The following is a 24,577-nucleotide window of genomic DNA, read 5'->3' as shown; positions in this document are numbered from 1 at the left end:
CCCAAAATGCGCCATCTTAAAAATCCGTTACTTGCCCTCCCCATAGGTTTTCTTGTCCTTTTTACCCTGATTGTATTTTTTGCCACGGAAAAGAGTTACGAGTTTATTGAACTGGCCTCTATTTGGGTACGGAACTATTTTGGCTTTTTCTACCTGTATTTAGGCTTGGGCTGTGTGCTCTTTCTTATTATTATCGCCCTTTCCCCCATCGGAAATATTAAGCTCGGAAAAAAAGGGTCCTCTCCCGAATATTCACTTTGGTCGTGGACGGCAATGTTGTACAGCGCGGGCATGGGCTCGGGCATTTTACTACGTGCCGTTCAGGAACCCGTATTTATGCAGCAACACCCGCCTTTCCCTTCGCATTTAACGCCTGAAATATTGGCCTTGGAATTTACCTTCTATCAATGGGGACTCACGGCATGGGCGTTTTATGGACTTTTTGCCATGGTAGTCGGTTACGCCCTTTTCGTACGGAAGAAGAAGGTCAGGGTAAGCTCGACCATTGAAGATTCCATTTCAAGCCCCTTGGCCAAAAAGGGAATCGATATCATGACCATCATTACCACGGTATTCGGACTCATCGCGGCCATTGGCCTGGGCACTACACAAATAAACGGAGGCCTCAACCATATCTTTGACCACAATTTCGGATTAGGTACCACATTACTTTTGGCCATCTTAATCTCGGCGATTGCGTTCTACTCGGCATGGCAAGGTGTGAACAAAGGCATCAAAGCCATTTCCATGATCAATATTCTCATCACTACCCTCTTACTCTTGTTCGTATTTGCCATGAGTGACGTGAGTGCCATATTGACCGCCTTCGGTACGGCAAGCCTTAACTACCTGATCGACTTCGTTCCCATGAGCCTGGCTTACGGAAGCTACCACCCCGGTATGACCTTCTTGACCGATTGGACTTTTTATTATTGGGCCTTTTGGCTGGCATGGGCACCCTTTACTGGCATTTTTATCGCCCGGATTTCAAAGGGGCGCACCTTGAGACAATTGCTCCTCGGGGTCTTAATCATACCGTCGTTCGGAACGTTTTTTTGGTTTTCCGTTTTTGGCACCTCGGCATTCGGACTCATAGAGGACTGGGGCCAATACCAAAATGAATTTGACCATGTGTTCTCTTCCATTTTCGTGTTTTTCGAAAATTACCCCATGGCCACCCTCTTGAACCTTACTACCGTATTATTACTTGTGGGCTTTCTGGTCACCTCGGTCGACAGCGCGGTATTCGTATTGAGCATGTTTACCGACAGGGGCAAGAAAAATCCAAAGAAGAAGCATAGGTTGATATGGTCGGCCAGTATCTTATTGGCTACCCTGGCCCTTATCCTTTTGGGCAATGCCAAACCCGACATTGATGTTCTTACGGCCGTCCAGAAGCTTCTGATCATTACCTCCTTGCCCTTTGCCCTCTTTATGGTCTATATGGCCGGGGCCTTTGTATGGGAAGTTTCCCGAAAACAGAAGTCCATTCATTAAGAGCCCTTTTCCTTGATACTTTACTTCGATTAGGCAGCGATTGTCCGACAAGATTAAAACACGGCTACACACCACAAAAAACCTTCACAACAAAATCCATAAGATCCGTGTCCCAACACAATAATCGACTGGCGAAAAAGGCCAAAATCGCGCAGCACTAGAAAACAACAAGGCTACAAGCCACTCGATGAACTGAATCATATCTCCGATGAGTTAAAATGGCATTCAACAAAAAATGGCAGTTTTACATCACAAAACCCACATTTGACAACAATCCCGTTTTTCGTGGCAATGGGTAATGTAAATTAGATAAACAAACCAATAATCCCCCACCGTTATGAACAACAGATTAAAGAGTTTACTTTATTTAGCCAGTTTTGTAACCGCCGTAATTGTTTATGATAGATACAACGAAGACCACGATGACAACAGCAACCATGTGGTTGCCGATATTGTTATAGAACAAATTTCAGCACCTGAGAGGCTGAACTAAAAAATTGTGAAAATTATCGAGCTCCCCAAAAGCCCTTTGATTTTCACCAGAACATGCCTACTTGACTAAAAAGGGCCTAACGTAGAGTTAGGCCCTTTTTAATTTGAACAAGATGCCATAGCTATCGCCACTACTCAAAAAAGTTCTTTTTTTACGGCCTCAAAATATTGGGCACTGACGGGTATTTCGGTTTTTCCTATAAAAATATCTCGTCCCTTTAAGGTCGTTACCTTGGTTTTATTTACGATATACGAGCGATGCACTCGCATAAAGCGGTCACTGGGCAAAAGTTCCGTCAGTTTTTTTAACGACTGTAGGCTCATAAGTTTTTTGCCCTCTAGATAAAAATTAACATACTCGCCATCACTTTCTATATATAGAAGGTCGTCATATTTTACCTTGTGCAAATCGTAGCCCGATTTTACCGTAAGGCTATCCGAAATTACTTCACTGGTGTTCCCCGAACCTTCGACTTTCGCCTTCACCTTATTGACCGCAAGCAAAAAACGTTCAAAAGTGATGGGTTTCAACAGGTAATCGACAACGTTGAGTTCATAGCCCTGAAGCGCATATTCCGAATAGGCCGTGGTAAATATAACCTGAACCCCATCGGGAATCAGTTTTACAAAATCGGTCCCCTTGATCTCGGGCATCTGGATATCCAAGAAAAGCAAATCGATTTTCTCATCTTTCATAAGGCCCAATGTATCCAATGGATTGGCCATATCATCTACAAACTGCAAAAAACCCAATCTCTCGATATATGTTTTGAGCAATCCCCTGGCCAGCTCTTCGTCATCGATAACAAGACATTTAATCGTTTTCATCCAAATCAATAGTTAGGTTAACCGTGTATGTTTCCGCTTTTGGCTCTATTTGCAATCGATGTTTTTCAGGATAAAGTATTTCAAGCCTCTTCTTCACATTTTCAAGACCTATTCCTCCCACGATATCTTTTGTTATGGCGTTTTTTGGGATACTGTTCGCTATAAAAAAATCTATTTTATGCCTATCGCACGAAACCCGGACCTCTAAAAACGACCCCTCTATCCTTTCTATATTGCCATGCTTCAAAGCATTCTCTACAAAAGGGATCAAGAGCATAGGTGCAATGGAAACCGTCGAGTTTTGGATGTCAAAATGCGTCGTAATCGGAAAGGGCTTACTGCTCTTCAGGGCAAAAAGCGCCAAATAATTCTCAATATACGATATCTCCTTACCAATAGGCACTAATGGCCTATCGCATTCGTACAAGACATACCTAAGCATTTCCGACAAGGTACCGATACTCTCTTGGGTGCGATTTGAATCTATAACCGAAAGGGCGTAAATATTGTTCAAGGCATTGAACAAAAAATGAGGATTTATCTGAGATTTCAAGAACTTCAGCTCCATCTGTAGGCCGGCATTCTTATTCCGAATGGTCTCTTCCTCTTTCTTTTGGGCCAACAAAAAGGTTTCTACAAAGGTAGCCAACACATAGGCCACCGAAAGGACCAGAAATTGAATCAGAACTTGGGGCGGTGCCATATGGGGCCTACCAGGAGGAGGCCCTCCCATAGGGGGTCCCGGCACCCCATCGATGAGCCGGACTATCTCGGTAACGGCAAAGGAACATACTATGATGGCCACTATGGAGACCACTCCAAAGGCAATATACTTTTTCCTGAACAATAGACGGGGCGCGGTATAATAGATCAGAGTGCCTATTAACAATACCTGCATGATAAAAGAAGGTGCATTTTTCTCTAAAAACGTAGAGTCATCACCTATCAGCAACCAAGCTATCAACCAAACGGCAAGCCATAAAATAGCGTGAAAAAGAAAACGATGTGCTTGTTTCATGCTACAAATTAAGGCATTTAATTTTCATCCATTCCACAAAACAAGGGTTGAAAACCGGGCGAACCGAATCGTTCACTGAAGCTTATCGACCATTCACTGAAAACCCCTCTCCCTTTACTGAATGGTTTCATACCGCCCTTGTTCTTTCTTCATCTTTGTACTGCCCAATAGGCTTAATTAAAAAAGAATATCATGAAAAAAAATGTAATACACAACACACTGGCGCTTTCCATATTTATGTTGATGACCGCCACAGCGGCATTCGCTCAAGAAAAAAAAGGACAAGAACCGCCATCGGCCACTGAATTATTAAAACAGATGGACAAGGATGAAGATGGAAGACTTTCCAAAGAAGAAATAAAAGGCCCCTTAAAGAACGACTTTTCAAAAATAGACACGAACGAAGACGGCTACCTTTCACTTGATGAACTAAAGAAGGCCCCTAAGCCCCAAAGAAGAAAAAAGCAATAAACAGGAAAGCTTAAACCATAAATCCTATTCACATGAAACAAATTATAGCAATGGCACTTTCCGGTATATTTCTACTTTTTTCGGGCAACAGCTGCAGTTCCGACGAGAGCTCGGGTCTTGCGACCAACGATGAAGGCACCCGTACGGTAGACCCGACCCTATTTTTGGCGGATGGCCTGGCAGAACCCATTACTACCGTAGAAAAAACACTTTCCGATGGAACCGTGGCCACCTGCTATAAAATTACTACGACCTCTACCCCCACCGAACACCAAATGGGCCCTTGGTGCCCTACCCATATTTCCGATGGAGCGGACAAAGGGGGGAAGTGGTTTGAAAATGGTGAACTCTACGATGTAGATGGGGCCTTTATTGAAAACATGGCCGATTTCTATTCCGACGCCACCTGGAAAATGTACGATGAAAACGGAAACATCTATGTCACCAATTCATTGGAAGACTGCCAGAACGCCGCCAATCCGAATGTGGGTGAAGAATATGAGAATTTCTGTGTGGAATGTCTGCCTTCTTATGTTACCGATATTACGTTGACTTACTACATCCCCGTTACTCCTGTAAAACTAGATTCCCCCGATTATATTTCGGATGGGATTCCAGGAGGTGGCGGAGGTGTCCCCCCTACAGATGGCCCTCCAGCTGACGGACCTCCACCGGGCGACGCCCCCATGGGAGGTGGCGATGGGTCGGTTATCGGCTTGGCGTTTAACGGCGTAAACTTTGACCCACCGGCACCAACCTCTGCCATTCTCGACGCCTACACACTGGCCCCGATGGATGACAACGGAGGACACGTAAACCCAAACACCGGCTATCATTATCATGCCGCCACTGGCATGACCACTAAAATAGCCCAAGACGACGGACACTCGGCTATGATCGGATATGCCATGGACGGCTTCCCCATGTTCGAACGTTTGGACGATAACGGCAACGAACCAACGGATTTAGACGATTGTCGCGGTCACACTGACGACACACGTGGATACCACTACCATGTAGCCGCCGCCGGGACCAATAGCTTTATCGGCTGTTTTGCAGGTGCTCAAGGCTCCTTTGAAATAAATTAGAAATCAACAGTAAGCCCCTAACACCCCTATCATGAAAAAAATAATATTCGGCCTTTTAACATGCCTCTGTTCGTTATTTGCCAGCGCCCACAGCTCCCAAATAGCAACGATGACCTTGGCACAAGATCAAGAAAATAACTGGACGCTACATATTAGTTCTTCTTTTAATGGTTTCCGGTCTCAGTTGATCCAAAATTACCCTGACCTTCAAATGGACGCATTATCGGCCGATGAGTTTCAAAAATTGGTAATCACCTACGTAAAGGACAATATTCTTTTAAAGGCGAATTCTGATTTTACGGGCGAGCTTAAGGAAGGGGCCATAAAAATGGGCCACCAAACAGACCTTAAATTCAGGGTGGTCGGTTTGCCCAGTGCGCTAACCACCTTACAGGTCAAACTCAAAGGTTTTAAGCAAAATTCAAAACACAATACGGTTTTTAAAATAATCGATCAAGCGGATAGCTCCGAAAACTTTGTCATTAAAAAAGACAATCAGTTTACGGTACAGGTCGAAAAAATCAACGGTCACTTTCAAACAAAGGGAGAAGAATCGAATCTCTTTTGGCCCTTTATTTCCCTAAATATTTTGGTAGTGGTCTCATCGATCATGATTGTAAAAATATTCAAACCGGAGAAAAGCGAGCTAAGTCCGGCTTAGGCAAAGATCGTTTACCGGATAGATTGGGGCAACCACTGAAAACAAAAGGCCACCTACCGATCGGCCCCATTCGGCATGGGCATTAAAGCTAAATTTGACCACCACAAAGAATTAACAATCAATTATTTAAAATACAAAAACATGAAAAAAAAGTTTCTAAGAAAGGTTATCCCATTGGGTTTTGGTTGCGCAATGCTATGCATCGGCTTTGTTGCCTGCAGTTCTGATAGCGTTGATGATTCTGACATGGACGAAACTTCTGAAGAGGAAACCGTAACGGAATTGCATGCCGCCTACGCCGCCTTCAACAACGAAGCCACCACCATTTACTTAGATGGATCTGAAGTTGTTATCGAAACCACAGGCTTACCCAATCACGAAACCGTATACTGGGGAGAAGGCAACAGCCTGTATAAAGATGAGCCCGACGTGGCATTGACTCCTAGTATAATGAGCAGTAATAACAACGCCACGACCATAAGAGTGGATGCAACACCCGACCTTACGGGCAATACGGTGGAAACGCAGCTGAACACTATTGGCATTGCCGTAAGTGGCGCATCCATATTCAATGACCAAGAAGGAGGCGGTGCACTTGACAAAGCGGCGGCAAGTCTCGATTGGACAGGAGCTCATATCGGCCCCGGCGTATACCATTATCACCTAGAGCCAAAGGCCTTCAGTAACGACGATGACAAGCTAGTAGGCATATTGTTGGACGGTGTTTTCCTCTACGGAAGGAAATGTAAGGCTACTGGCACTTACCCAACCGACCTTGACGAGTCAGGCGGACATGTATCGGCCACCCAATACACAGACGGTAAAGAAGAATACCACTATCATATTATTAACGAGGTATATTCCACAACAGGTTCTTATCTGGCCTTTGCAGGACCGTACCAAGGATATTAAGCCCTATGATAAAACGTTTTTTTTACATAACCCTATTGTCGGCACTCTCTTTTGCCAGTTGCAAAGAGAGCGCTACAACAGAACCGAAAGTTGAAGAAGCCCCCCTTGTCATCAATATGCAGGAAGTGCTAAAAAAAGATTTGGTACTTAACCCCATCGAAGGCAAATGGTACTATAACGACCGATCGTACAACGGCTATTCAGTAAAATTCCACCCGAACGGTGCCTTGGGGGAACGCTTAGGTTTTGTAGACGGAAAAAGGGAAGGTATCGCAAAACAATGGTCAGACCACAACATCTTGCGTGTTCAGGCCAATTATAGGCACAATCGGTTAGATGGCGTTTATAAGACGTGGTGGGAAAACGGAACCTTATCGGAAAAATCGTATTACGTCAATGGTCGACTTCACGGCAAGCAAACCAAATGGTACGCTAACGGTAAAATTTTAAAAGAGAGAAACCTGGTAGAAGGAAAAGAGGAAGGCCTACAAAAGGCATGGCTCCAAAACGGCAAACTATACATTAACTACGAAGCCAAGAATGGCCGTATTTTCGGAATGAGGAGAGCTAATTCATGTTATAAACTAGAAGATGAAGTTGTTGTTAGAGATAAGGAGAGATAGCTTTTTACTGTTGCTTTTGGCCTTGACCGCCTGCCATCAAACGGTAGAAAAGGAAAACAAGGAGAAATCGAGCAGGGTCGAACATCTTCCCTATTACGCGGATGCATCTTTTACGCCCCATTGGTTGAAACCGGGCTCACAGGAAGAAAAGGAATTCCACAAAATTCCCGATTACCGCCTAGTAGACCAACTGGGAGACACCATAACCCCCGAAACCTTTAAAGACAAAATTTACATTACCGATTTTTTCTTTACCACCTGCCCCGGCATTTGCCTGAAAATGACCGGGAATATGCAAAAGGTTCAAAAGGCTTTTATAGACGACCCTGAAGTAGCGCTTTTATCACATTCCGTTACCCCTTCCATAGATTCTGTTTCCGTACTGAACACCTACGCCAAAAAGAACGGTGTCATCAATGAAAAATGGCACTTGGTCACGGGAGACAAACAAGAGATCTATGACCTGGGAAGGCACCACTATTTTGTTGAGAACGATTTGGGCATCCCTAAAGACATTAACGACTTCCTGCATACAGAAAACTTTCTGCTCATAGACAAGAACAGACACATAAGAGGTATCTACAACGGATTGAACCGAGCCTCGATCGCACAATTGATCACGGATGTAAAAAGCTTAAAGAAGGAATGACCGTTTTTAGGAAAATAAGAAAGAAGCTTTTAGATTCAGGCAAACTCAAAGGTTATATAACCTATGCCCTAGGAGAGATTTTCCTTATTGTAATAGGTATATTGATCGCTTGGAAAATCAATGATCTAAACGAAATCCGAAAAAACAGGATCGTAGAACTAAAAATATACGAAGGCCTGTACGATGAGCTCAACACCAATCTAAAGATCCTAAGCACCACTATAGACCATTATTCGGACACTTCCAAAAGACTGGAAGCCACCATGAACTATATTGGGCTGCCCTCTAGCGAAATTACCGAAGGGGCAAAAGACACGATTATCCACATCAACTATTCCGAAACCAACTTGCTCGAAGGGGCCTTGAATTCCGTCATCAACACGACCAAATTAGAACTTATAGAAAGTGACTCGCTCAAAGGGCTGATTACCAATTACCCTGCTGAAATACAAAAATTGGAATCTATCGATTCAAAAATAAAGGAAATCGTACTTGACAGATTACAGCCGGTACTGGAAAAACACTTGGCCTTAAAAGACATGCTTTCAAAAGACAACCCCAGATACAGCCGAATAAGGACTTTCGGAAAATCGTCAAACTATCAGAATTTATTAAACAGTAAGGAATATCAGAATAGTCTGGTCGACCGGCTCATACAGACGCAAAACCTACTGACCAGCGCCAAAAAATTGAGAAACAGAACCCAAGTTATGTCCTTGAAGTTAAAACAAGAGTTGGGCTATACGCTTTCATATAAAGAAGTCTCCCTCAAAGACTAGCACCCTCTCCCCTACATCATTCAACAACCAAGACCCGGCCCAATCTTTTAAGCCGTACAACCGTTTGTTTCTATTAGAAAACTACTTTAAGGCTTGTAAAAGTCTATATTCGACTATAGCCCCAACATAGAGAAAAACTGTGTTTTATGGCTCTCCCCAATCGGTATGCGAATATCATCGATTACAATTCTGTTCCGTTGTATGGTCTTGATAAAATTCACGTTGACCACAAATGATTTGTGTACCCTGATAAACTGGTTCTGGGGTAATTTTTCTAGAATGTCCTTAAAACTTAGCAAGGTCAAAATTGTCTTATTACAGCCCACCACATGAATTTTCAAATAGTCTTTTAGACCCTGCACGTATTGAATGTCGTCTAAATCGATCTTTACACTTTCGTGTTCCGATTTTACAAAAATGAACTTCTGGTTTTCATTGGTATCTCCGTACGAAGGAAAGACATTGGCAACCGTGGCGCCCAAAGGGACATCCTTTCGGGCCATTAGCTCCTTAGCCCTTAAAACGGCCTTAATGAAGCGTTGATATGGAATGGGTTTTACCAAATAATCTACAGCGTTCAGTTCAAAGCCCTCAACCGCATATTGTGAATAGGCCGTTGTAAAGATAAAAAGTGGCGGATTATCGAGGGCGCTAATAAAATCCAAACCGTTGATTTGAGGCATTTCAATATCACAAAAAATAAGATCTACTTTTTTCTTGTTAATGGTCGCAATCGCCTCTAAAGGGTTCGTGAACGTACCTATGACCTCAACAAATCCAATTTTCTTGCAATAGTCCGCCAAAATTTCAATGGCCAACGGTTCATCGTCAATGAGTATACAGTTCATATTTATAAGTTTAAAATTAAATTAACTTCATAAGTGGCCCCGTCATCCTTTATATCCAGTTCGTGGGAATTCGGATATAGAAAGTTTAATCTATTCTTTACGTTCTGGAGGCCCACACCGCTACTCTCAGATTTTGCCCTGTGCTTTCCAATTTTGTTCACAACGTATAGATGTATAGACTTCTCTTTGATCAAAAGGTTTATCTTCACGTTGGTCTTTCCATCGTAATCGGTGCCGTATTTAAAGGCGTTTTCAATAAATGAGATAAACAATAGGGAGGGTATTATCTTTCCGGTGTCGTCCCCTGAAATTTTCAGGAAGACGTTTTCACTATCGGCCAAGCGCAATCTTTGTAAGGCCACATAATTTTTGATGTACTCTATTTCCTTATTCAAGGGAACCAAGTCCTTGTCCGCCTCATAAATCATATAGCGCATCAATTCCGATAGGTTTATGATCGCCTCTGAAGTGTCAGTCGATTTTTTAACCGATAGCGAGTATATGGTATTGAGGGAGTTAAAGAGAAAATGTGGATTCAACTGCGTTTTCAGAAACTGCAGTTCAGATTGTACCTTTTCCTTTTCCACAGTTTTACGAAGGTTTTCATTTCGCTGCAATTCATTAAAAACACGGAGCACTATCGCAAAAATGTAGGGGATTCCAAAAGTCACAAAAGGCATTAACAAAAATCGAAAAAAAGGCACTTTGCCTCCCCTATGTTCTTTTATACGATCAGCAATCGGACCGAACTCCCTAGGCAGTTGGGGCGAAAATATATTGTAGAAAAGATAAGCGATGACCAATAACAATACGATCGACAGAACGATATAAACCTTCTTTTTTCCCTTTAATAGAAGACGGGGAACCAAATAGAAGTAATTGAAATAGAACAAAACCGTAGCCATCACCAACTTTACGATGATATGGGGAGGTACCGACCGCGGCTCAAATAAAAACGGATATATTATCACCCCGTATAACGCACACCATAAGAAGGCATGTACCAACCATTGTGGTAAATATTTTCTTTTGGTGCCATTCATTTTTTTTCGATTTAAAATGTTATTTGCATATGCCGAAGTTCTGAAACGGTAATAAACGGATCATCGCCTTTTTTCAACTTTTCCATGACAACATCTCCTATTAGCTGTGCCTCTTCCATAGACTTAAAGGGCCTCTTCCCCTGAATTGCCGGTATAAACTCTTGTTTGACCAATACCTTATTGTCATACAGAATCTGATAACCATAGCCCTCATCAACTTCTATGACTTGGGTTTGGAGACCCGTTTTTCGCCCTTCATCAGCTTTTAGGTGAAATGCAACGGATACGAGGACCATGACCAAAACGATAAATAAAAGATATGCCTTTTTTGCTTTCATATATAGCCAATTAAAAAATGGGGCAGTGCCAAAAGTACTGCCCCATAGCTCACTCAAATAAATAACTAGTCTTCGTCATCATATTCATCAAAAGGAAAAAACTCGTACAGATCGTCCAAATACAGACTTCCGGTTCTTCCCAAACCGACAACGGCCTTGCTTCCGTTGGAAAAAACGACCGCATCTTGCCTACTCGTTCCTTCAAAGTCGGTTTTTAGCTCCCATTCATCCGTACTGGGGTCGTATTGCCAAACCGAAGCCAAAGTGCCGCTAGCCGTCCCACAAGCTATGTAGCCATAACCGTTTAAGGTAAAGCCTACCGCGTTGCTTCTTGTTATGTTGTAATCATCTTCTTCATCTAGGTCAAGTTTTTTGGTCCAAGTCTCGCTTGTTGCATCAAAGGCCCAAAAATCATCGAGATAGATGCCGTTAGACACCCCTGTTCCCAAATACACCTTATCGCCAATGGTAAAGGTAGTAGCCGACCGTCTTTTATCGCCTCCAAAACCAACGAGTTCCGACCAAGAATCCGTAGCAGGGTCGTACTTCCAAAAATCCTTACGATCATTATCACCATCGAAGCCTGTTCCGAAATAACCAAAACCGTTCATTCCAAAGGCCACGGCGCTCCTTCTACCCGTTGACGGCAAGGAAGCTATCTCTTGCCATGAATTGGAACTTGGGTCATAGGCATAAAAATCGTTCAATTCGTCCAATCCATCGTAGCCCGAGCCGATATAGCCCTTTCCATCGACCTCAAAACCTACGGCCGCATTTCTAGCGCTTCCGATAAAATCTGCCTTTTGAGACCAAAAGTCGCCGTCCATATCGTAAGACCAAAATGAGGTAAGGTAATCGTCTCCATCGTACCCTACCCCAGTATATCCCATATTACCAATGGTAAAACTAGAGGTTCCGCTACGTGGACTTCCGTCAAAAACAGACCTGCCCACCCAGTTTCCAAGATACTCATCGTCATCATCGTCATTTGAGCAGCTGATCAATGAACAAGTCATTATGCTAAAAATCGTTATCGTTCCTATATAGTACCCGAATCCTTTCATGTGCCTTTCTATTATGTTAGCCAGTTAATTTTTGTCAAAACTAGAACACGGTTTACTCTCTTGAAACCGAAATAGATAAAGCCGCTCATTTAACACATGAACACCTCGATTTAATCGACCAAAACGATTCTGGCTTTAGTCGCTAAAAACAAGGTATTGGTCATAAAACTATGAGGGTTGGTCTATTGCGGTTTTGAAGCACTGCAACGCACAATACTTTTACTTGCAAATACTACTTATATGAAGAATGTCCTGATCATTTTTATCTGTTCGTCACTACTAATTTCATGTAGCACCGACACCTTGAACCAATCGGATTTTGAAGCTGGGGATGCCTTTACCAATAGCGATATACGCGTGATTCAATTAGACACTATGACCGTAGCTTTCTCGACCATGAAATTCGATAGTATAGATACATCGCAATCTTCCCGCATGCTTGTCGGCAAATATAAGGACCCTGTTTTTGGGGCAGTCAAAACCGCCAGTTTTATGGAGTTGATTCCTAGCTCGTATTTCATCGACATCGATGCCGAATACGACAGCATCACTTTTCTTCTTAGGCCCGACAAGTACTATTATAACGACACCCTACAGGTCAACACCATACATATAAAACAATTGAACGAAAACCTTAAACCCGCCGATGGTGTCAACTTTTACAATACCAGCAGCATAGGTTTCGATGAAGATGACCTCGGCTTCCTGACCTATACCCCCAGACCCTTGTCTACCGACACCCTCGAAATAAAACTCGCCGACACCTTCGGCACTTCACTTTTTAATAATTTACAACAGAAAAAAATAACGACGTACGACGAGTTTAAAAACTACTTCTACGGTATAAGCGTTCAACCGGGTGGCAGCGATGACGGTTCTATCATCGGTTTTTCATTGACCTCCAATATGCGTCTCTATTACAGCATAGCCGGGGAAAGCGAACGAACCCAATATTCAACCGACTTCACTATTAACACCCTTAGCCCTCCCCTACCGTTTTTCAATCAAATTTCTACCGAGGACGCCAACGAGTACTTAAATGCCCTGACCGATCAAGAGGTTAACCTCTATAGTTCGGAAACCGAAAACCTGAGCTTTATACAATCGGGTATCGGTATTGCCACTCGACTAGAATTTCCACATATAAAATCCGTATTCGACATTCAAGGGCAGGGCACCTTACTAGATGCCTCACTTAGAATTACACCCGAGATAGGCTCGTATAACGAGCTATTGACCTTACGGGATACATTATCAGTCTTTATCGTAGATCAAAACAATGAATTGACCGACCAACTGTATTCAACCGACGGTACGGCTGCCCAGGCCATTTTAAATAGGGACAACGAAGAATTTAACGACATCTACTACGAACTCCCCTTAAGTGGTTATTTGGAAGATTTACTCTCCACTGACCTAGAATCATCAGATGCCTTGATCCTTCTGCCCAGTAATTACAATTCGACAGTGGACCGTTTTGTTCTCAACACCGATATAAACACTCAAGGCACCACACTTGAACTTACTTATGCAATCTACGATGAAGATGAATAAAGCCTTACTTTTTTCCATATCCATATTCTTTTTCAACCTGTGTTCAACACGGGCCCAATCGGAAGGTTTGACCAGTTCCCCTTATTCCCTGTACGGTCTAGGTGCCATTAACCAATCCAGTATAGGACGCACCAACGGAATGGGCTATACAGGAATAGGCCTAAAGACTTCAAATCAAATCAACAATCTGAACCCTGCCAATTTCGCCTTGATTCCGCAAGGTTCATTTTTTTACGATATAGGAATAAAGGGAGAGTACAACCAGTACAGCAACAAAGCTGACAATGAAACAAAGACTACCCTGAATTTTTCAAACTTGGCCTTGGCCTTTAGGGTGACGGAAAATTTAGGAGCAGGTATATCGCTCGTTCCTTATAGTGAAATGGGATATTCCTTGGTGGGAATAAAGACGAACATTGAAGGATCGGAGGAAACCTTTGAAAGCAATGTAAGCGGACTCGGGGGGTTAAGTGAACTCAAATTCAATTTAGGCTATAGTATTATACCCAATTTCAGGTTGGGCGCCAATGCTTCCCTTTTGTTCGGGAATATTGAGGAAACCGAAGCCTTTGCCATAAACCAGAGTACCTTTAGTTCAGAGGAAACCACAAATTATTCAGGTATACGCCTCGGTCTTGGTATGCAGTTCGATATTTCGGAGAAACTCACCTTGGGGAGTACCGTTCAATTCCCCACTAGTTTAAAGGGCAACATAAAACGGTCGATAACCAAAAGCTTGGACGGTACCGAAATCACGGTTGAAGACGGGGCAAGTGATACGTCAGCAAATTTCAACATGCCCCTTGAACTTGGGGTCGGACTAAGCACAACCCTTTTAAAGTCATTTACCTTAAGTGCCGACTATAAGAAAAACTACTGGGACGCCACAGGGCAAACCGAAAGCCTTGGAAGTTACGCCGATCAAGACATCTACGCCATTGGTCTTGAATACGTGAAAAACCCCAGCAGTTATAAGTATGTCGACCGTATCCGTTACCGAACCGGCTTTAATTACGACAACGGCTACTTGGCCATCAACGGAAAAAAAGTTGACGGATACAATATTACCGCAGGTATAGGCATACCCGTTGGCCAAAGACAAAGGTCTATGATGAACCTATCTTACAGCTACGGTTCAAAAGGGCAGATTCAGAATATCTTGATAAAAGAGAACTTTCATCTATTGACCCTAAACCTAAGCCTTGAGGACCTATGGTTTCAAAAACGAAAAATTAATTAGTCGCCCCCCTATTTGGAACGGGGAAGAAAAACCTCGGCCATCATGCAACGGGCGCTTCCACCGCCACAAGTCTCAATGGTCTTCAATGAGCTATGGATAATATCGCAATGCTTTTCGATGGCATCGATTTGGTTTTGACCTAGACTGTTGTAAGCCGCCGAACTCATCACCAAATAACGTTTGTTATCAGCCCCTAAGACTTGGAGCATGTTTCCTGCAAAACTGTGCATTTGCTGCTCGGTAATGGTTATGATTTCCTTTCCATCCTGTTTTAGATGGTCGACCACGTTTTTGCGTTCTTTTTTATCATCTATGGTATCAAGGCAGATTACGGAAAAATCTTCCGCGAGGCACATCATCACATTGGTATGATATATGGGCATTCTCTTGCCGTCAACAGATTGATTGGCGGTAAAAATTACCGGAGAGTACTCAAAATCTTCACAGAATTCAATAAAAAGTTCTTCATCGGCACGTTCAGAGAGCGCACAATAGGCCTTACCGTTCACGCGATCCAAGGCCATGCTTCCTGTGGCCTCCAAAAAAAAACCTTCCGCTTCAGCAGAAGTATAATCTACAACGTTCTCAATGGAAAAACCCTTTTCCTCAAGGATATCCAAAATATCTTCACGCCTTTCATTACGCCTATTTTCGGCAAACATAGGATACAAGCCTATGGTACCATTGGCGTGAAAAGAAATCCAGTTATTGGGAAATATAGAGTCTGGGGTATCGGGATCCTTGGTGTCTTCAACCACCACCACGTTCACTCCTTTTGAGCGCAGTACCTCTACAAAAGCATCAAATTCACGTTGTGCTTTTTCATTGATCGTAGTATTTTGAACATCAATATCTTCTTGAAAATAATTATTGACCGCAGTCTGTTCGTTCATTCTAAAACTTACCGGGCGGATCATTAGTATAGTGTTCGTAATCTGCATAAGAAACTCAATTAATTTGAGGCAAAATTAGTGCTTTTAGAGCTGAGGAGCCTCGTATAAAACTAAAAATTAAGGCAGGAAAAAACATACAAAATCCCATGTTTTTCCTAGACAAAAATAAGCTTTCAACAACTTAAAAACCTACTACTCGCGTACCAAGGGCAAGGTACTGCAACGCAAAAGTCCTTCTTGCTTGGCAATTTCAGCATAGGGAACCTCTTCTACCGTAAACCCCTGTTCACGTAACCACTCATTGAGCCGGGTAAAGTTCTTTTCCGATATCACTATCTCAGGTGAAATGGAAAATACATTGCTGAACATTTGATACATTTCATCCGAGGTAATCTCGAATATATTGTCCTTTCCGAAAAAATCGACCAACCATTGATATTCTTCCTCTACCAAGAAGCCATTTTTATGCAATATGGCCTTTCCCTTGCCCAGCGGCTGAAAACAACAATCGAGATGCAAGGCATTTTGCTTGGCATCCGTATTGCTTTTTCGAAGTTCAAAAGACTTTATTTTCTTATGGGGGAATTGTTCGCTTATATATTCTACCGCAGCCTTATTCGTTCTTGCCGTTATATAATCGGCGTAATCACTGCCTGTATATGTGCCTATAAAAATGTAATCGCCCCAGGGCATTACATCGCCACCTTCAACGTGAACCGCTTCCGGTGGGTGCAAGATATGCTCATCATCTATTTCATCGAGAACATGAAGAATGGCCTCTACCTCCTTTTCCCTATCGGGAAGAATATTGGCTATGATAAGCTTGTTTTCTATTACAAAAGCAATATCCCTCGAAAAAATCTGGTTACAGTCTTGTAACACCTCGGGGCGATACACCTGTACACCATATTTTTCGAATACCTTTGCGAGCGCCTCCATTTCAGCGACCATATCGCTTTCTACAGGATAAGTACCTGCCTTTATGTGTTCCAATGACTTGGGATCATAGGCCTCCTCTGGTTTTGGCGTGGGGCCACAACTTTTTGCCGTACCTAGAACCAGGACTTTTAACCTGGAAATCTCATCGTTAACATGAAGTTTCAGCATATACTTTTATTGACAAAGATAAGAGAACGGAATATTGGGCAAAATATAATCGAAAATAAAAATGCCCCCTTCAGGTTTACCAAAGAGGGCATTCAGTTTATTTTATAGCACTATCTTAAATCGACTTCAACAAAGGGGCGTGCGGTTTCGCCAATGTAAATCTGTCTTGGTCTTCCTATTGGTTCTCCCCTCAAACGCATTTCCCTCCATTGGGCAATCCAACCAGGCAAACGGCCCAGTGCGAACATTACGGTAAACATTTCGGTCGGAATACCTAAGGTTCGGTAGATAATACCAGAATAGAAATCTACGTTCGGATAGAGTTTTCTATCAACGAAGTACTGATCTTCCAAGGCCTCTTTCTCAAGTCCTTTGGCTATATCCAAGATAGGATCTTCGATACCCAAATCGCCTAAGACATCGTCGGCCGCTTTTTTGATGATTTTGGCACGTGGGTCAAAGTTCTTGTAAACCCTGTGTCCAAAGCCCATCAATCTAAATGGGTCTGATTTATCCTTGGCCTTGGCCATATATTTTTTTGTATCACCACCATCTTGCTCAATGGCTTCCAACATTTCAAGCACGGCTTGGTTGGCCCCTCCGTGCAACGGTCCCCACAAAGCGGAAATCCCTGCAGAAAGCGATGCAAACAGTCCGGCATGGGACGAACCTACTATACGTACGGTAGAGGTAGAACAGTTTTGTTCGTGATCGGCATGTAAGATCAATAATTTATCCAATGCATCAATTACAACGTCATTTTTCTGATAGACTTGGTTCGGTTTTTTGAACATCATTTTATGAATGTTCTCAACATAGCCCAATGCATCATCGCCATAATCTAAAGGCAGGCCTTTTTTCTTTCTAAGCGTCCATGCTACCAATACCGGAAATTTGGCCAATATCCTTACAATGGCATGGTACATGTCTTTTTCCGATGAAATATCAACGGTAGAAGGATTGAACGCAATCAAGGCACTGGTAAGCGAGGAAAGGACACCCATAGGATGTGCCGATTTTGGAAAACCGTCCAAAATTTTCTTCATTTCTTCGTCAACATGTGACTCTTCCTTGATGTCCGCATGAAATTTTTCAAGCTCTTGCCTGTTCGGAAGTGCACCGAAAATCAACAAATAGGCTACTTCCAAAAAATTGGCCTTTTCGGCTAACTCCTCGATAGAATAGCCACGGTATCTCAAAATTCCTTTTTCACCATCCAAAAAAGTAATGGAACTCTCGCACGAACCCGTGTTCTTATAACCCGGATCGATCGTAACCATACCTCCTGTAACCGACCGGAGTGTTTTGATATCTATGGCGTGTTCACCTTCGGTGCCTTTTATTACTGGAAAATCGTATTTCTTACCGTTATACTCTAGAGTAGCTTTATCTGACATTTTTTGACTTTGCTTAAATTTGAAGTGAGTGTAAATTTACGGAAAATGTTACATCTTAACAATGCCACTTTTTCGTTTAATTTATAATTAACAATGAAATTGATGATTTTGAAAATTGCCCCTATCAAATAGGGGCGCATACCACTTACAAAACGTAAAGTTTTTCATAATATGCATCTAATGATTTCTCCCAAGTGAAGCGAACTTTCTTGGCGTTGGCCTTGATTTTTTTCCATTTGGGCTTATCGTTTTCCCAAAGATCAAGGGCTTCACTAAAATTCTTGACCATATTCTTGACCTTCTCGTCATAGGTAACCCCGTCAAAAGCAAAACCGGTGACATGATGTTCGACCGTATCTTTTAAACCGCCCGTATGATGTACGAAACAAGGGTTGCCATTTCGCATGGCCAACATTTGACTAATACCGCAGGGCTCGAAAAGGCTGGGCATACAATAAAGGTCACTTTCCAGATATATGGAATCGATCAAGTCTTCCGACTGGCCGTTCGTAAAAATGAAATTTTTGTGTTTATAGCTCATTTCCCGAAAGAACTCTTCATAACCGGGATCACCTGTACCCAGCAGCATGAATATACCGTCAATTTTTCCCAGGCGCGCAAGCATTTTTTCGAACGCTTCGGGCGACCTCTTAAAGAAATAAAATTTTTGCTCCGTAAGACGGGCTACGCTCGACACGATAAACTTGGGCCTTTCGTCTACATAGAGCATGATCTTTTCTCCGGTGTGCGCCAAAAAATCGGCTTTGTATTTTTTCGATTCGTCTTGCAACCACCTAAACAAAGCCTTTATGGTATTTCGGTACAAGAAGCCCTTATCTTGCTTTCGTATATCACTGTAGTTCGACGCATTCAGAATACCAAAAAGACGGCCTTCGTTATTGGCTTGCTGCAAATCTTTCTCTAAACTCTCTCCCCCTATGAATTCGGGCCGTGCACTCGGAAGCATAACATCTTCCTTGTATGACGGGGAAACGGTATGGACCGCATCCGCCAAACGAATACCCACGGCCATTAGGTTGATACAGTCTTCATAACGCGGATCTTTTAAGGCTTCATGATCTAATTGCAAATCAGGGAACCAATTATGCACCGAAGCGTAATTGTCATAGAAGGGGCGTATTCCCTGTATGGCCAAATTATGTATACTGTACACATAGCGCATTTTCTTCAGGTCTTTGTAACTTGGATGGTAAGTTTTCAAGAAGAGCAGGGCACTTGCGTGCCAGTCGTGCATATGAACTACATCCAAATTTCCAAAGGCTCCCATTTTTATGGCCTCTGCAACCGCGGTACAAAAAATGACGTACTTTATAAAATCGGTATAAAAGGGTTCGGTAGGGTCATCATGGTAAATATGGGCAATACCCCCTTCTTCAATTTCAGGATGATGGATGACATAATGTACAATGTTCGGACATTCTTTTTTTGCCAATACCTCGTACAATTCGGCCGTATAGACCGTACCTCTTAATTGAAAATTCAAATTGGTTCTGAAGAGTCCGTTTTTATGCAAACGCGAATAGGACGGAACCACTACTTGAACCTTATCTCCCCGCTTCGAAATATGCCTTGGCACATCGCGGACTACATCGCCCATACCACCAGCCTTACAGTTTGGAATCGCATCGTTTTCGGCCGCTACAAAAAGGAAGTTATTCATGGGAGAAATCGGTTAGAAGTTTGTTAAAAAGATAAGTAAACTTTGGCATTGAACCAAGAAAAAAAGCCTTTCAAGTTCGAAAATCATCGAATGAAAGGCTTTTTCCAAAAACAAGTTTTTCTTACCGAAACCCTTATTTTATCTTAAATGCTTTATCCTGAGGATAATAAGCCGTATCTCCTAATTCTTCCTCTATACGAAGCAATTGATTGTACTTGGCCATACGATCCGATCTTGAAGCCGAACCTGTTTTAATTTGTCCCGTATTCAAGGCAACTGCCAAATCGGCAATGGTGTTATCTTCGGTTTCACCTGAACGGTGGCTCATTACAGAAGTATAGCCTGCATTTTTAGCCATATTTACCGCCGCTATGGTTTCGGTAAGCGTACCGATTTGATTTACTTTGATCAATATAGAATTGGCAATACCGTTTTCAATACCTTTTGACAAACGCTCAACATTGGTAACAAAAAGGTCATCGCCCACCAACTGAACTTTATCGCCTATTTTTTCGGTCAATGCTTTCCAACCGTCCCAATCGTTCTCGTCCATACCATCTTCAATAGAAATGATAGGGTACTTGGCGCTAAGGTCGGCCAAATATTGAGCCTGCTCTTCCGATGTTCTCACCACGCCCTTATCTCCTTCAAATTTGGTATAGTCATATTTACCGTCTACATAAAACTCGGCAGAAGCACAATCCAAGGCTATCATAACCTCGTCACCTAATTTGTAACCGGCCTTTTCAACAGCTTTTGCAATAGTGTCAAGTGCATCTTCGGTTCCTCCGGCCAAGTTAGGGGCAAAACCACCTTCATCACCTACAGCCGTACTCAAACCTCTATCGTGTAGAACTTTTTTCAGGTTGTGGAAGATTTCGGTCCCCATTTGCATGGCATGCGAAAAATTCTTGGCTTTTACCGGCATCACCATAAATTCTTGAAAGGCGATAGGGGCATCGGAGTGCGAACCACCGTTAATGATGTTCATCATCGGAACCGGTAAGGTATTGGCGCTAACACCACCTACGTAACGATATAATGACATACCTAATTCGTTGGCCGCAGCTTTGGCAGCGGCAAGGGAAACACCAAGAATGGCGTTTGCCCCTAATTTAGATTTATTAGGCGTACCGTCTAAATCGATCATGACCTGATCAAGGAGGTTCTGTTCAAAGACAGACATGCCCAAGATTTCTTCTGCAATTATCGTATTCACATTTTCTACGGCCTTACCAACACCTTTTCCCATAAAGGTATTTCCTCCGTCACGTAACTCTACCGCTTCGTGCTCTCCTGTAGAGGCCCCAGAAGGTACCGCTGCTCTACCCATTACCCCATTTTCGGTAATTACATCTACTTCTACCGTAGGGTTTCCTCTTGAATCTAAAATCTGGCGTGCGTGTACGCTAAGTATAATACTCATAAATATTATTTTAAGTTTGGAATTCTCTTAAATTTAACTAGCCGCAAATATACGAAACAGTGCTAGTAAAGCACCGTAGAATGCATGTATATTACCGCGGATATAACAATTACTTAACTTTTGGCCATTTCTACTGAATTATTTTCGATCATTTCGTAAAACTGATCAAAAAGATACTCGGCATCATGTGGCCCAGGACTAGCTTCCGGGTGATATTGCACGGAAAAGACATTTTTGTCTTTCATACGAATACCCGCAACGGTCTGGTCGTTAAGGTGAACATGTGTAATCTCTAGGTTTTCATTGGCCTCGGTCTCTTCCCTATTAATGGCAAAACCGTGGTTCTGGGAAGTGATTTCCCCTTTGCCCGTAAGCAAGTTCAATATAGGGTGGTTTATCCCCCTGTGGCCATTGTGCATCTTATAGGTAGACACCTCGTTTGCCAAAGCAATGACCTGATGCCCCAAACAGATACCAAACACCGGTTTTCCGCTATTGATCATCCCTTTCGAGGTTTCAATGGCATCCGTCAAAGGTTCGGGATCGCCAGGACCATTGGAGATAAAATATCCATCAGGCCCCCAAGCCTCCATTTCGGAGAAGGAAGTATTATAAGGGAACACCTTAATATACCCACCGCGTTTGGCGAGATTCCTCAAAATATTCTTCTTGATCCCTATATCGAGGGCGGCGATTTTGATGTTGGCGTTTTCGTCGCCCACATAATATGGCTCTTTGGTCGACACTTTTGAAGCGAGCTCCAGTCCTTCCATACTAGGCACTTCCGCCAGTTGTTTTTTCAAGCTCTCTATATTATCGACTTCGGTAGAGATAACGGCATTCATAGCCCCATTGTCACGAATATAGCTCACCAAGGCCCTTGTATCTACATCGGATATGGCAAATAGCGCATTATCTTCAAGAAAGCTTTCAAGGCTCTTATCGGCCCGTGGTCTTGAATAATTATAACTGAAGTTTCTACAGACCAATCCGGAAATCTTGATCGAATCCGATTCGACCTCTTCGGCTACCGTACCATAATTACCGATATGGGCATTGGTAGTTACCATAATCTGACCGAAATACGAAGGATCGGTAAAAATCTCCTGATACCCCGTCATTCCCGTATTAAAACAAACCTCTCCGAAGGCCGTTCCTTCCTTATCGCCTACTGACTTACCATAAAATATAGTTCCATCGGCCAACAATATCAATGCTTTTTTTCGGGTCTGATACTTCATATGTTTCCTAATTTTTTAATTTCACAAATAAACATAAAAAAAGGATAAACTATTAAGCTTATCCTTTTCCAAATATTATTAGATATCAACATCTTATTCTTCTGAATCGTCAGCTTTAGTTTCGATATCCGTTTGAGCTTCCGCCTCAGAATTTTCAGCGACCACTGGTGGCGTCTTTGTTTCTTTTGCATCAACCTTCGAACTTTCTTCTTCGGCCTTACTACCACCTCTTCTACTTCTTCTCGTAGTTTTCTTCTTAGGTTTACCGGCATTGTAAAGCTCGTTGAAATCAACCAATTCGATCATCGCTATATCAGCGTTATCCCCAAGACGATTACCAAGTTTGATAATTCTTGTATAACCACCCGGTCTATCAGCTACCTTTTCGGCCACAGTACTGAACAATTCAGTAACTGCATACTTGTCTCTAAGGTTTTTGAAAACGATACGCCTGTTATGTGTTCCCTTTTCAGCTGTAAGGTTGTTCTCTGCTTTTGATTTTGTAATCAAAGGCTCAACAAACTGCTTTAACGCCTTAGCTTTCGCTACGGTCGTATTGATTCTCTTGTGTTCGATCAAGGAACATGCCATGTTGGCCAACATCGCTTTTCTGTGCGCTGTCTTACGTCCTAAATGATTGACTTTTTTACCGTGTCTCATTTCTTTCTTCTAATGTATTTCTCCAATCCCAGGGCATTTCCCTTCGTGTAAGAAATAGCGATTAATCTTTATCTAATTTGTATTTCGAAAGGTCCATTCCGAAGCTAAGCCCCTTATTGATGACCAATTCTTCTAGTTCTGTTAAGGATTTTTTACCGAAATTTCTAAATTTCATCAAATCGTTCTTATTGAAAGAAACCAAATCTCCCAATGTATCAACCTCGGCAGCTTTCAAACAGTTCAAGGCACGTACGGAAAGATCCATATCTACCAATTTTGTTTTCAACAACTGACGCATATGCAAAGACTCCTCGTCATAAGTTTCCGTTTGCGCGATTTCATCGGCCTCTAGGGTGATGCGCTCATCGGAGAACAACATGAAGTGATGAATCAAAACCTTGGCACCTTCGGTCAAGGCATCCTTTGGATGAATCGAACCATCGGTAACAATTTCGAAAACCAATTTTTCATAATCGGTCTTTTGCTCTACACGAAAGTTTTCGATGCTATACTTTACATTTTTGATAGGTGTAAAAATAGAATCTACTGCAATAGTACCAAGTGCGGCATTCGATTTTTTGTTTTCTTCAGCAGGAACGTATCCACGACCTTTGTCGATAACGATTTCCATATTGATGCTCACTTTGGAATCCATGTTACAGATTACCAAATCAGGGTTCAACACTTGATAACCCGAGATGAACTTTTGAAAATCTCCAGCGGTCAATTGCTCTTTTCCACTAACGGAAATAGACACAACCTCTGCTTCTGAATCGTCTATCTGCTTCTTAAAACGAACTTGTTTCAGATTCAATATTATTTCAGTAACATCTTCTACAACGCCTGAAATAACGGAAAACTCGTGTTCTACACCATCTATTCGTACAGAGGTGATCGCATGGCCTTCCAACGATGAAAGCAATACTCTTCTTAGTGCGTTCCCAACAGTCAATCCATAACCAGGTTCCAAAGGACGGAATTCGAACTTTCCTTCGAAATCCGAGGAATCGATCATTATTACTTTATCGGGTTTCTGAAAATTAAATAATGCCATATGAATTAGTGTT

Annotated in this window: 25 protein-coding genes; 11 read left to right on the top strand and 14 right to left on the bottom strand. The window is 42.5% G+C overall.

Features of this window, described 5'->3' with window-relative positions:
• Positions 1 to 6 precede the first annotated feature (6 nt).
• Both BW980_RS14275 and BW980_RS22600 read left to right on the top strand, forming a co-directional pair.
• Complete coding sequence (locus tag BW980_RS14275; protein ID WP_076455866.1) at positions 7 to 1,497, top strand: BCCT family transporter; 1,491 nt, start codon at positions 7 to 9, stop codon at positions 1,495 to 1,497.
• Positions 1,498 to 1,834: 337 nt separating this feature from the next.
• Positions 1,835 to 1,990 (top strand): hypothetical protein, encoded by a 156-nt coding sequence (locus tag BW980_RS22600; protein WP_175609895.1) that lies wholly within the window; start codon positions 1,835 to 1,837, stop codon positions 1,988 to 1,990.
• 134 nt (positions 1,991 to 2,124) lie between these two features.
• Here the strand turns inward: BW980_RS22600 and BW980_RS14270 are convergent, their stop codons facing one another.
• Together BW980_RS14270 and BW980_RS14265 are read right to left on the bottom strand one after the other, a co-directional pair.
• Positions 2,125 to 2,817, bottom strand: coding sequence for a LytR/AlgR family response regulator transcription factor (locus tag BW980_RS14270; protein ID WP_076455865.1), 693 nt, complete (start codon positions 2,815 to 2,817; stop codon positions 2,125 to 2,127).
• Positions 2,804 to 3,835 carry a sensor histidine kinase gene (locus BW980_RS14265; RefSeq protein WP_076455864.1) on the bottom strand — a complete coding sequence of 344 codons (1,032 nt, stop codon included), beginning with the start codon at positions 3,833 to 3,835 and terminating at the stop codon, positions 2,804 to 2,806. The genes BW980_RS14270 and BW980_RS14265 overlap by 14 nt, the downstream gene beginning before the upstream one ends.
• A 192-nt stretch (positions 3,836 to 4,027) precedes the next feature.
• Between BW980_RS14265 and BW980_RS14260 the strand changes: the two genes are divergently transcribed.
• The 7 genes from BW980_RS14260 to BW980_RS14230 all read left to right on the top strand — a co-directional run bounded on the left by BW980_RS14260 (position 4,028) and on the right by BW980_RS14230 (position 9,018).
• Positions 4,028 to 4,306: an EF-hand domain-containing protein gene (locus tag BW980_RS14260; protein ID WP_083690483.1), complete on the top strand. Its 279-nt coding sequence runs from the start codon at positions 4,028 to 4,030 to the stop codon at positions 4,304 to 4,306.
• A 32-nt stretch (positions 4,307 to 4,338) separates the two neighbouring features.
• On the top strand, positions 4,339 to 5,394 hold the full coding sequence (locus tag BW980_RS14255; protein WP_076455863.1) for a YHYH protein: 1,056 nt from the start codon (positions 4,339 to 4,341) through the stop codon (positions 5,392 to 5,394).
• Between the two features lie 31 nt (positions 5,395 to 5,425).
• Positions 5,426 to 6,055: a hypothetical protein gene (locus BW980_RS14250; RefSeq protein ID WP_139327684.1), complete on the top strand. Its 630-nt coding sequence runs from the start codon at positions 5,426 to 5,428 to the stop codon at positions 6,053 to 6,055.
• Positions 6,056 to 6,247: 192 nt separating this feature from the next.
• Positions 6,248 to 6,967, top strand: a complete 720-nt coding sequence (locus BW980_RS14245; RefSeq protein ID WP_394333502.1) for a YHYH protein — start codon at positions 6,248 to 6,250, stop codon at positions 6,965 to 6,967.
• A gap of 5 nt (positions 6,968 to 6,972) precedes the next feature.
• Entirely contained in the window at positions 6,973 to 7,590 is a 618-nt protein-coding gene (locus BW980_RS14240) for a toxin-antitoxin system YwqK family antitoxin (RefSeq protein WP_076455861.1), read from the top strand.
• A complete protein-coding gene (locus BW980_RS14235; protein ID WP_076455860.1) occupies positions 7,559 to 8,239 on the top strand; it encodes an SCO family protein in 681 nt (226 codons plus the stop codon). Before BW980_RS14240 ends, BW980_RS14235 begins: the two co-directional genes overlap by 32 nt.
• A complete protein-coding gene (locus BW980_RS14230; protein WP_076455859.1) occupies positions 8,236 to 9,018 on the top strand; it encodes a hypothetical protein in 783 nt (260 codons plus the stop codon). The genes BW980_RS14235 and BW980_RS14230 overlap by 4 nt, the downstream gene beginning before the upstream one ends.
• 113 nt (positions 9,019 to 9,131) lie before the next feature.
• On the opposite strand, the gene BW980_RS14225 is transcribed toward BW980_RS14230, so the two are convergent.
• The 4 genes from BW980_RS14225 to BW980_RS14210 form a co-directional block, all read right to left on the bottom strand.
• The gene (locus BW980_RS14225) at positions 9,132 to 9,866 is read right to left on the bottom strand and encodes a LytR/AlgR family response regulator transcription factor (RefSeq protein WP_076455858.1); all 735 of its coding nucleotides are present in this window, start codon (positions 9,864 to 9,866) and stop codon (positions 9,132 to 9,134) included.
• 2 nt (positions 9,867 to 9,868) lie between these two features.
• Positions 9,869 to 10,909, bottom strand: coding sequence for a sensor histidine kinase (locus BW980_RS14220; RefSeq protein WP_076455857.1), 1,041 nt, complete (start codon positions 10,907 to 10,909; stop codon positions 9,869 to 9,871).
• An 11-nt stretch (positions 10,910 to 10,920) separates the two neighbouring features.
• Positions 10,921 to 11,247: a DUF4907 domain-containing protein gene (locus tag BW980_RS14215; RefSeq protein WP_076455856.1), complete on the bottom strand. Its 327-nt coding sequence runs from the start codon at positions 11,245 to 11,247 to the stop codon at positions 10,921 to 10,923.
• Positions 11,248 to 11,312: 65 nt separating this feature from the next.
• Positions 11,313 to 12,311, bottom strand: coding sequence for a Kelch repeat-containing protein (locus tag BW980_RS14210; RefSeq protein WP_076455855.1), 999 nt, complete (start codon positions 12,309 to 12,311; stop codon positions 11,313 to 11,315).
• Between the two features lie 240 nt (positions 12,312 to 12,551).
• Here BW980_RS14210 and BW980_RS14205 point away from each other — a divergent pair, with 240 nt between their 5' ends.
• Positions 12,552 to 13,865: a DUF4270 family protein gene (locus BW980_RS14205; protein WP_076455854.1), complete on the top strand. Its 1,314-nt coding sequence runs from the start codon at positions 12,552 to 12,554 to the stop codon at positions 13,863 to 13,865.
• A complete protein-coding gene (locus tag BW980_RS14200; protein WP_076455853.1) occupies positions 13,852 to 15,105 on the top strand; it encodes a BamG family beta-barrel-assembly machinery protein in 1,254 nt (417 codons plus the stop codon). Before BW980_RS14205 ends, BW980_RS14200 begins: the two co-directional genes overlap by 14 nt.
• Before the next feature lie 8 nt (positions 15,106 to 15,113).
• Here the strand turns inward: BW980_RS14200 and ctlX are convergent, their stop codons facing one another.
• The 8 genes from ctlX to BW980_RS14160 all read right to left on the bottom strand — a co-directional run bounded on the left by ctlX (position 15,114) and on the right by BW980_RS14160 (position 24,564).
• Positions 15,114 to 16,046 (bottom strand): citrulline utilization hydrolase CtlX, encoded by a 933-nt coding sequence (gene ctlX / locus BW980_RS14195; RefSeq protein WP_076455852.1) that lies wholly within the window; start codon positions 16,044 to 16,046, stop codon positions 15,114 to 15,116.
• Positions 16,047 to 16,190: 144 nt separating this feature from the next.
• Positions 16,191 to 17,105, bottom strand: a complete 915-nt coding sequence (locus BW980_RS14190; protein WP_076455851.1) for a dimethylarginine dimethylaminohydrolase family protein — start codon at positions 17,103 to 17,105, stop codon at positions 16,191 to 16,193.
• A gap of 110 nt (positions 17,106 to 17,215) precedes the next feature.
• Positions 17,216 to 18,502, bottom strand: a complete 1,287-nt coding sequence (locus tag BW980_RS14185; RefSeq protein WP_076455850.1) for a citrate synthase — start codon at positions 18,500 to 18,502, stop codon at positions 17,216 to 17,218.
• Between the two features lie 145 nt (positions 18,503 to 18,647).
• Complete coding sequence (locus BW980_RS14180) at positions 18,648 to 20,183, bottom strand: glycogen synthase (RefSeq protein WP_076455849.1); 1,536 nt, start codon at positions 20,181 to 20,183, stop codon at positions 18,648 to 18,650.
• A gap of 133 nt (positions 20,184 to 20,316) precedes the next feature.
• Positions 20,317 to 21,609, bottom strand: a complete 1,293-nt coding sequence (gene eno, locus BW980_RS14175; protein WP_076455848.1) for a phosphopyruvate hydratase — start codon at positions 21,607 to 21,609, stop codon at positions 20,317 to 20,319.
• Between the two features lie 113 nt (positions 21,610 to 21,722).
• Positions 21,723 to 22,850: a glutamine-hydrolyzing carbamoyl-phosphate synthase small subunit gene (carA, locus tag BW980_RS14170; protein ID WP_076455847.1), complete on the bottom strand. Its 1,128-nt coding sequence runs from the start codon at positions 22,848 to 22,850 to the stop codon at positions 21,723 to 21,725.
• Between the two features lie 93 nt (positions 22,851 to 22,943).
• Positions 22,944 to 23,510: a 50S ribosomal protein L17 gene (gene rplQ, locus BW980_RS14165; RefSeq protein ID WP_076455846.1), complete on the bottom strand. Its 567-nt coding sequence runs from the start codon at positions 23,508 to 23,510 to the stop codon at positions 22,944 to 22,946.
• Positions 23,511 to 23,571: 61 nt separating this feature from the next.
• Positions 23,572 to 24,564, bottom strand: a complete 993-nt coding sequence (locus tag BW980_RS14160; RefSeq protein WP_013993881.1) for a DNA-directed RNA polymerase subunit alpha — start codon at positions 24,562 to 24,564, stop codon at positions 23,572 to 23,574.
• Positions 24,565 to 24,577: the final 13 nt, after the last annotated feature.

It is taken from the genome of Zobellia uliginosa (assembly GCF_900156625.1).
In the GTDB taxonomy this organism is placed as follows: Bacteria; Bacteroidota; Bacteroidia; order Flavobacteriales; family Flavobacteriaceae; genus Zobellia; species Zobellia uliginosa.
This window is presented reverse-complemented; position numbering and strand designations above follow the sequence as displayed.

Bases quoted from the DNA above. Each gene is read 5' to 3' on its own strand.
- BW980_RS14275 (WP_076455866.1), top strand. From the start codon at position 7: ATGCGCCATCTTAAAAATCCGTTACTTGCCCTCCCCATAGGTTTTCTT.
- BW980_RS22600 (WP_175609895.1), top strand. From the start codon at position 1,835: ATGAACAACAGATTAAAGAGTTTACTTTATTTAGCCAGTTTTGTAACC.
- BW980_RS14270 (WP_076455865.1), bottom strand. From the start codon at position 2,817: ATGAAAACGATTAAATGTCTTGTTATCGATGACGAAGAGCTGGCCAGG.
- BW980_RS14265 (WP_076455864.1), bottom strand. From the start codon at position 3,835: ATGAAACAAGCACATCGTTTTCTTTTTCACGCTATTTTATGGCTTGCC.
- BW980_RS14260 (WP_083690483.1), top strand. From the start codon at position 4,028: ATGAAAAAAAATGTAATACACAACACACTGGCGCTTTCCATATTTATG.
- BW980_RS14255 (WP_076455863.1), top strand. From the start codon at position 4,339: ATGAAACAAATTATAGCAATGGCACTTTCCGGTATATTTCTACTTTTT.
- BW980_RS14250 (WP_139327684.1), top strand. From the start codon at position 5,426: ATGAAAAAAATAATATTCGGCCTTTTAACATGCCTCTGTTCGTTATTT.
- BW980_RS14245 (WP_394333502.1), top strand. From the start codon at position 6,248: ATGCTATGCATCGGCTTTGTTGCCTGCAGTTCTGATAGCGTTGATGAT.
- BW980_RS14240 (WP_076455861.1), top strand. From the start codon at position 6,973: ATGATAAAACGTTTTTTTTACATAACCCTATTGTCGGCACTCTCTTTT.
- BW980_RS14235 (WP_076455860.1), top strand. From the start codon at position 7,559: ATGAAGTTGTTGTTAGAGATAAGGAGAGATAGCTTTTTACTGTTGCTT.
- BW980_RS14230 (WP_076455859.1), top strand. From the start codon at position 8,236: ATGACCGTTTTTAGGAAAATAAGAAAGAAGCTTTTAGATTCAGGCAAA.
- BW980_RS14225 (WP_076455858.1), bottom strand. From the start codon at position 9,866: ATGAACTGTATACTCATTGACGATGAACCGTTGGCCATTGAAATTTTG.
- BW980_RS14220 (WP_076455857.1), bottom strand. From the start codon at position 10,909: ATGAATGGCACCAAAAGAAAATATTTACCACAATGGTTGGTACATGCC.
- BW980_RS14215 (WP_076455856.1), bottom strand. From the start codon at position 11,247: ATGAAAGCAAAAAAGGCATATCTTTTATTTATCGTTTTGGTCATGGTC.
- BW980_RS14210 (WP_076455855.1), bottom strand. From the start codon at position 12,311: ATGAAAGGATTCGGGTACTATATAGGAACGATAACGATTTTTAGCATA.
- BW980_RS14205 (WP_076455854.1), top strand. From the start codon at position 12,552: ATGAAGAATGTCCTGATCATTTTTATCTGTTCGTCACTACTAATTTCA.
- BW980_RS14200 (WP_076455853.1), top strand. From the start codon at position 13,852: ATGAAGATGAATAAAGCCTTACTTTTTTCCATATCCATATTCTTTTTC.
- ctlX (WP_076455852.1), bottom strand. From the start codon at position 16,046: ATGCAGATTACGAACACTATACTAATGATCCGCCCGGTAAGTTTTAGA.
- BW980_RS14190 (WP_076455851.1), bottom strand. From the start codon at position 17,105: ATGCTGAAACTTCATGTTAACGATGAGATTTCCAGGTTAAAAGTCCTG.
- BW980_RS14185 (WP_076455850.1), bottom strand. From the start codon at position 18,502: ATGTCAGATAAAGCTACTCTAGAGTATAACGGTAAGAAATACGATTTT.
- BW980_RS14180 (WP_076455849.1), bottom strand. From the start codon at position 20,183: ATGAATAACTTCCTTTTTGTAGCGGCCGAAAACGATGCGATTCCAAAC.
- eno (WP_076455848.1), bottom strand. From the start codon at position 21,609: ATGAGTATTATACTTAGCGTACACGCACGCCAGATTTTAGATTCAAGA.
- carA (WP_076455847.1), bottom strand. From the start codon at position 22,850: ATGAAGTATCAGACCCGAAAAAAAGCATTGATATTGTTGGCCGATGGA.
- rplQ (WP_076455846.1), bottom strand. From the start codon at position 23,510: ATGAGACACGGTAAAAAAGTCAATCATTTAGGACGTAAGACAGCGCAC.
- BW980_RS14160 (WP_013993881.1), bottom strand. From the start codon at position 24,564: ATGGCATTATTTAATTTTCAGAAACCCGATAAAGTAATAATGATCGAT.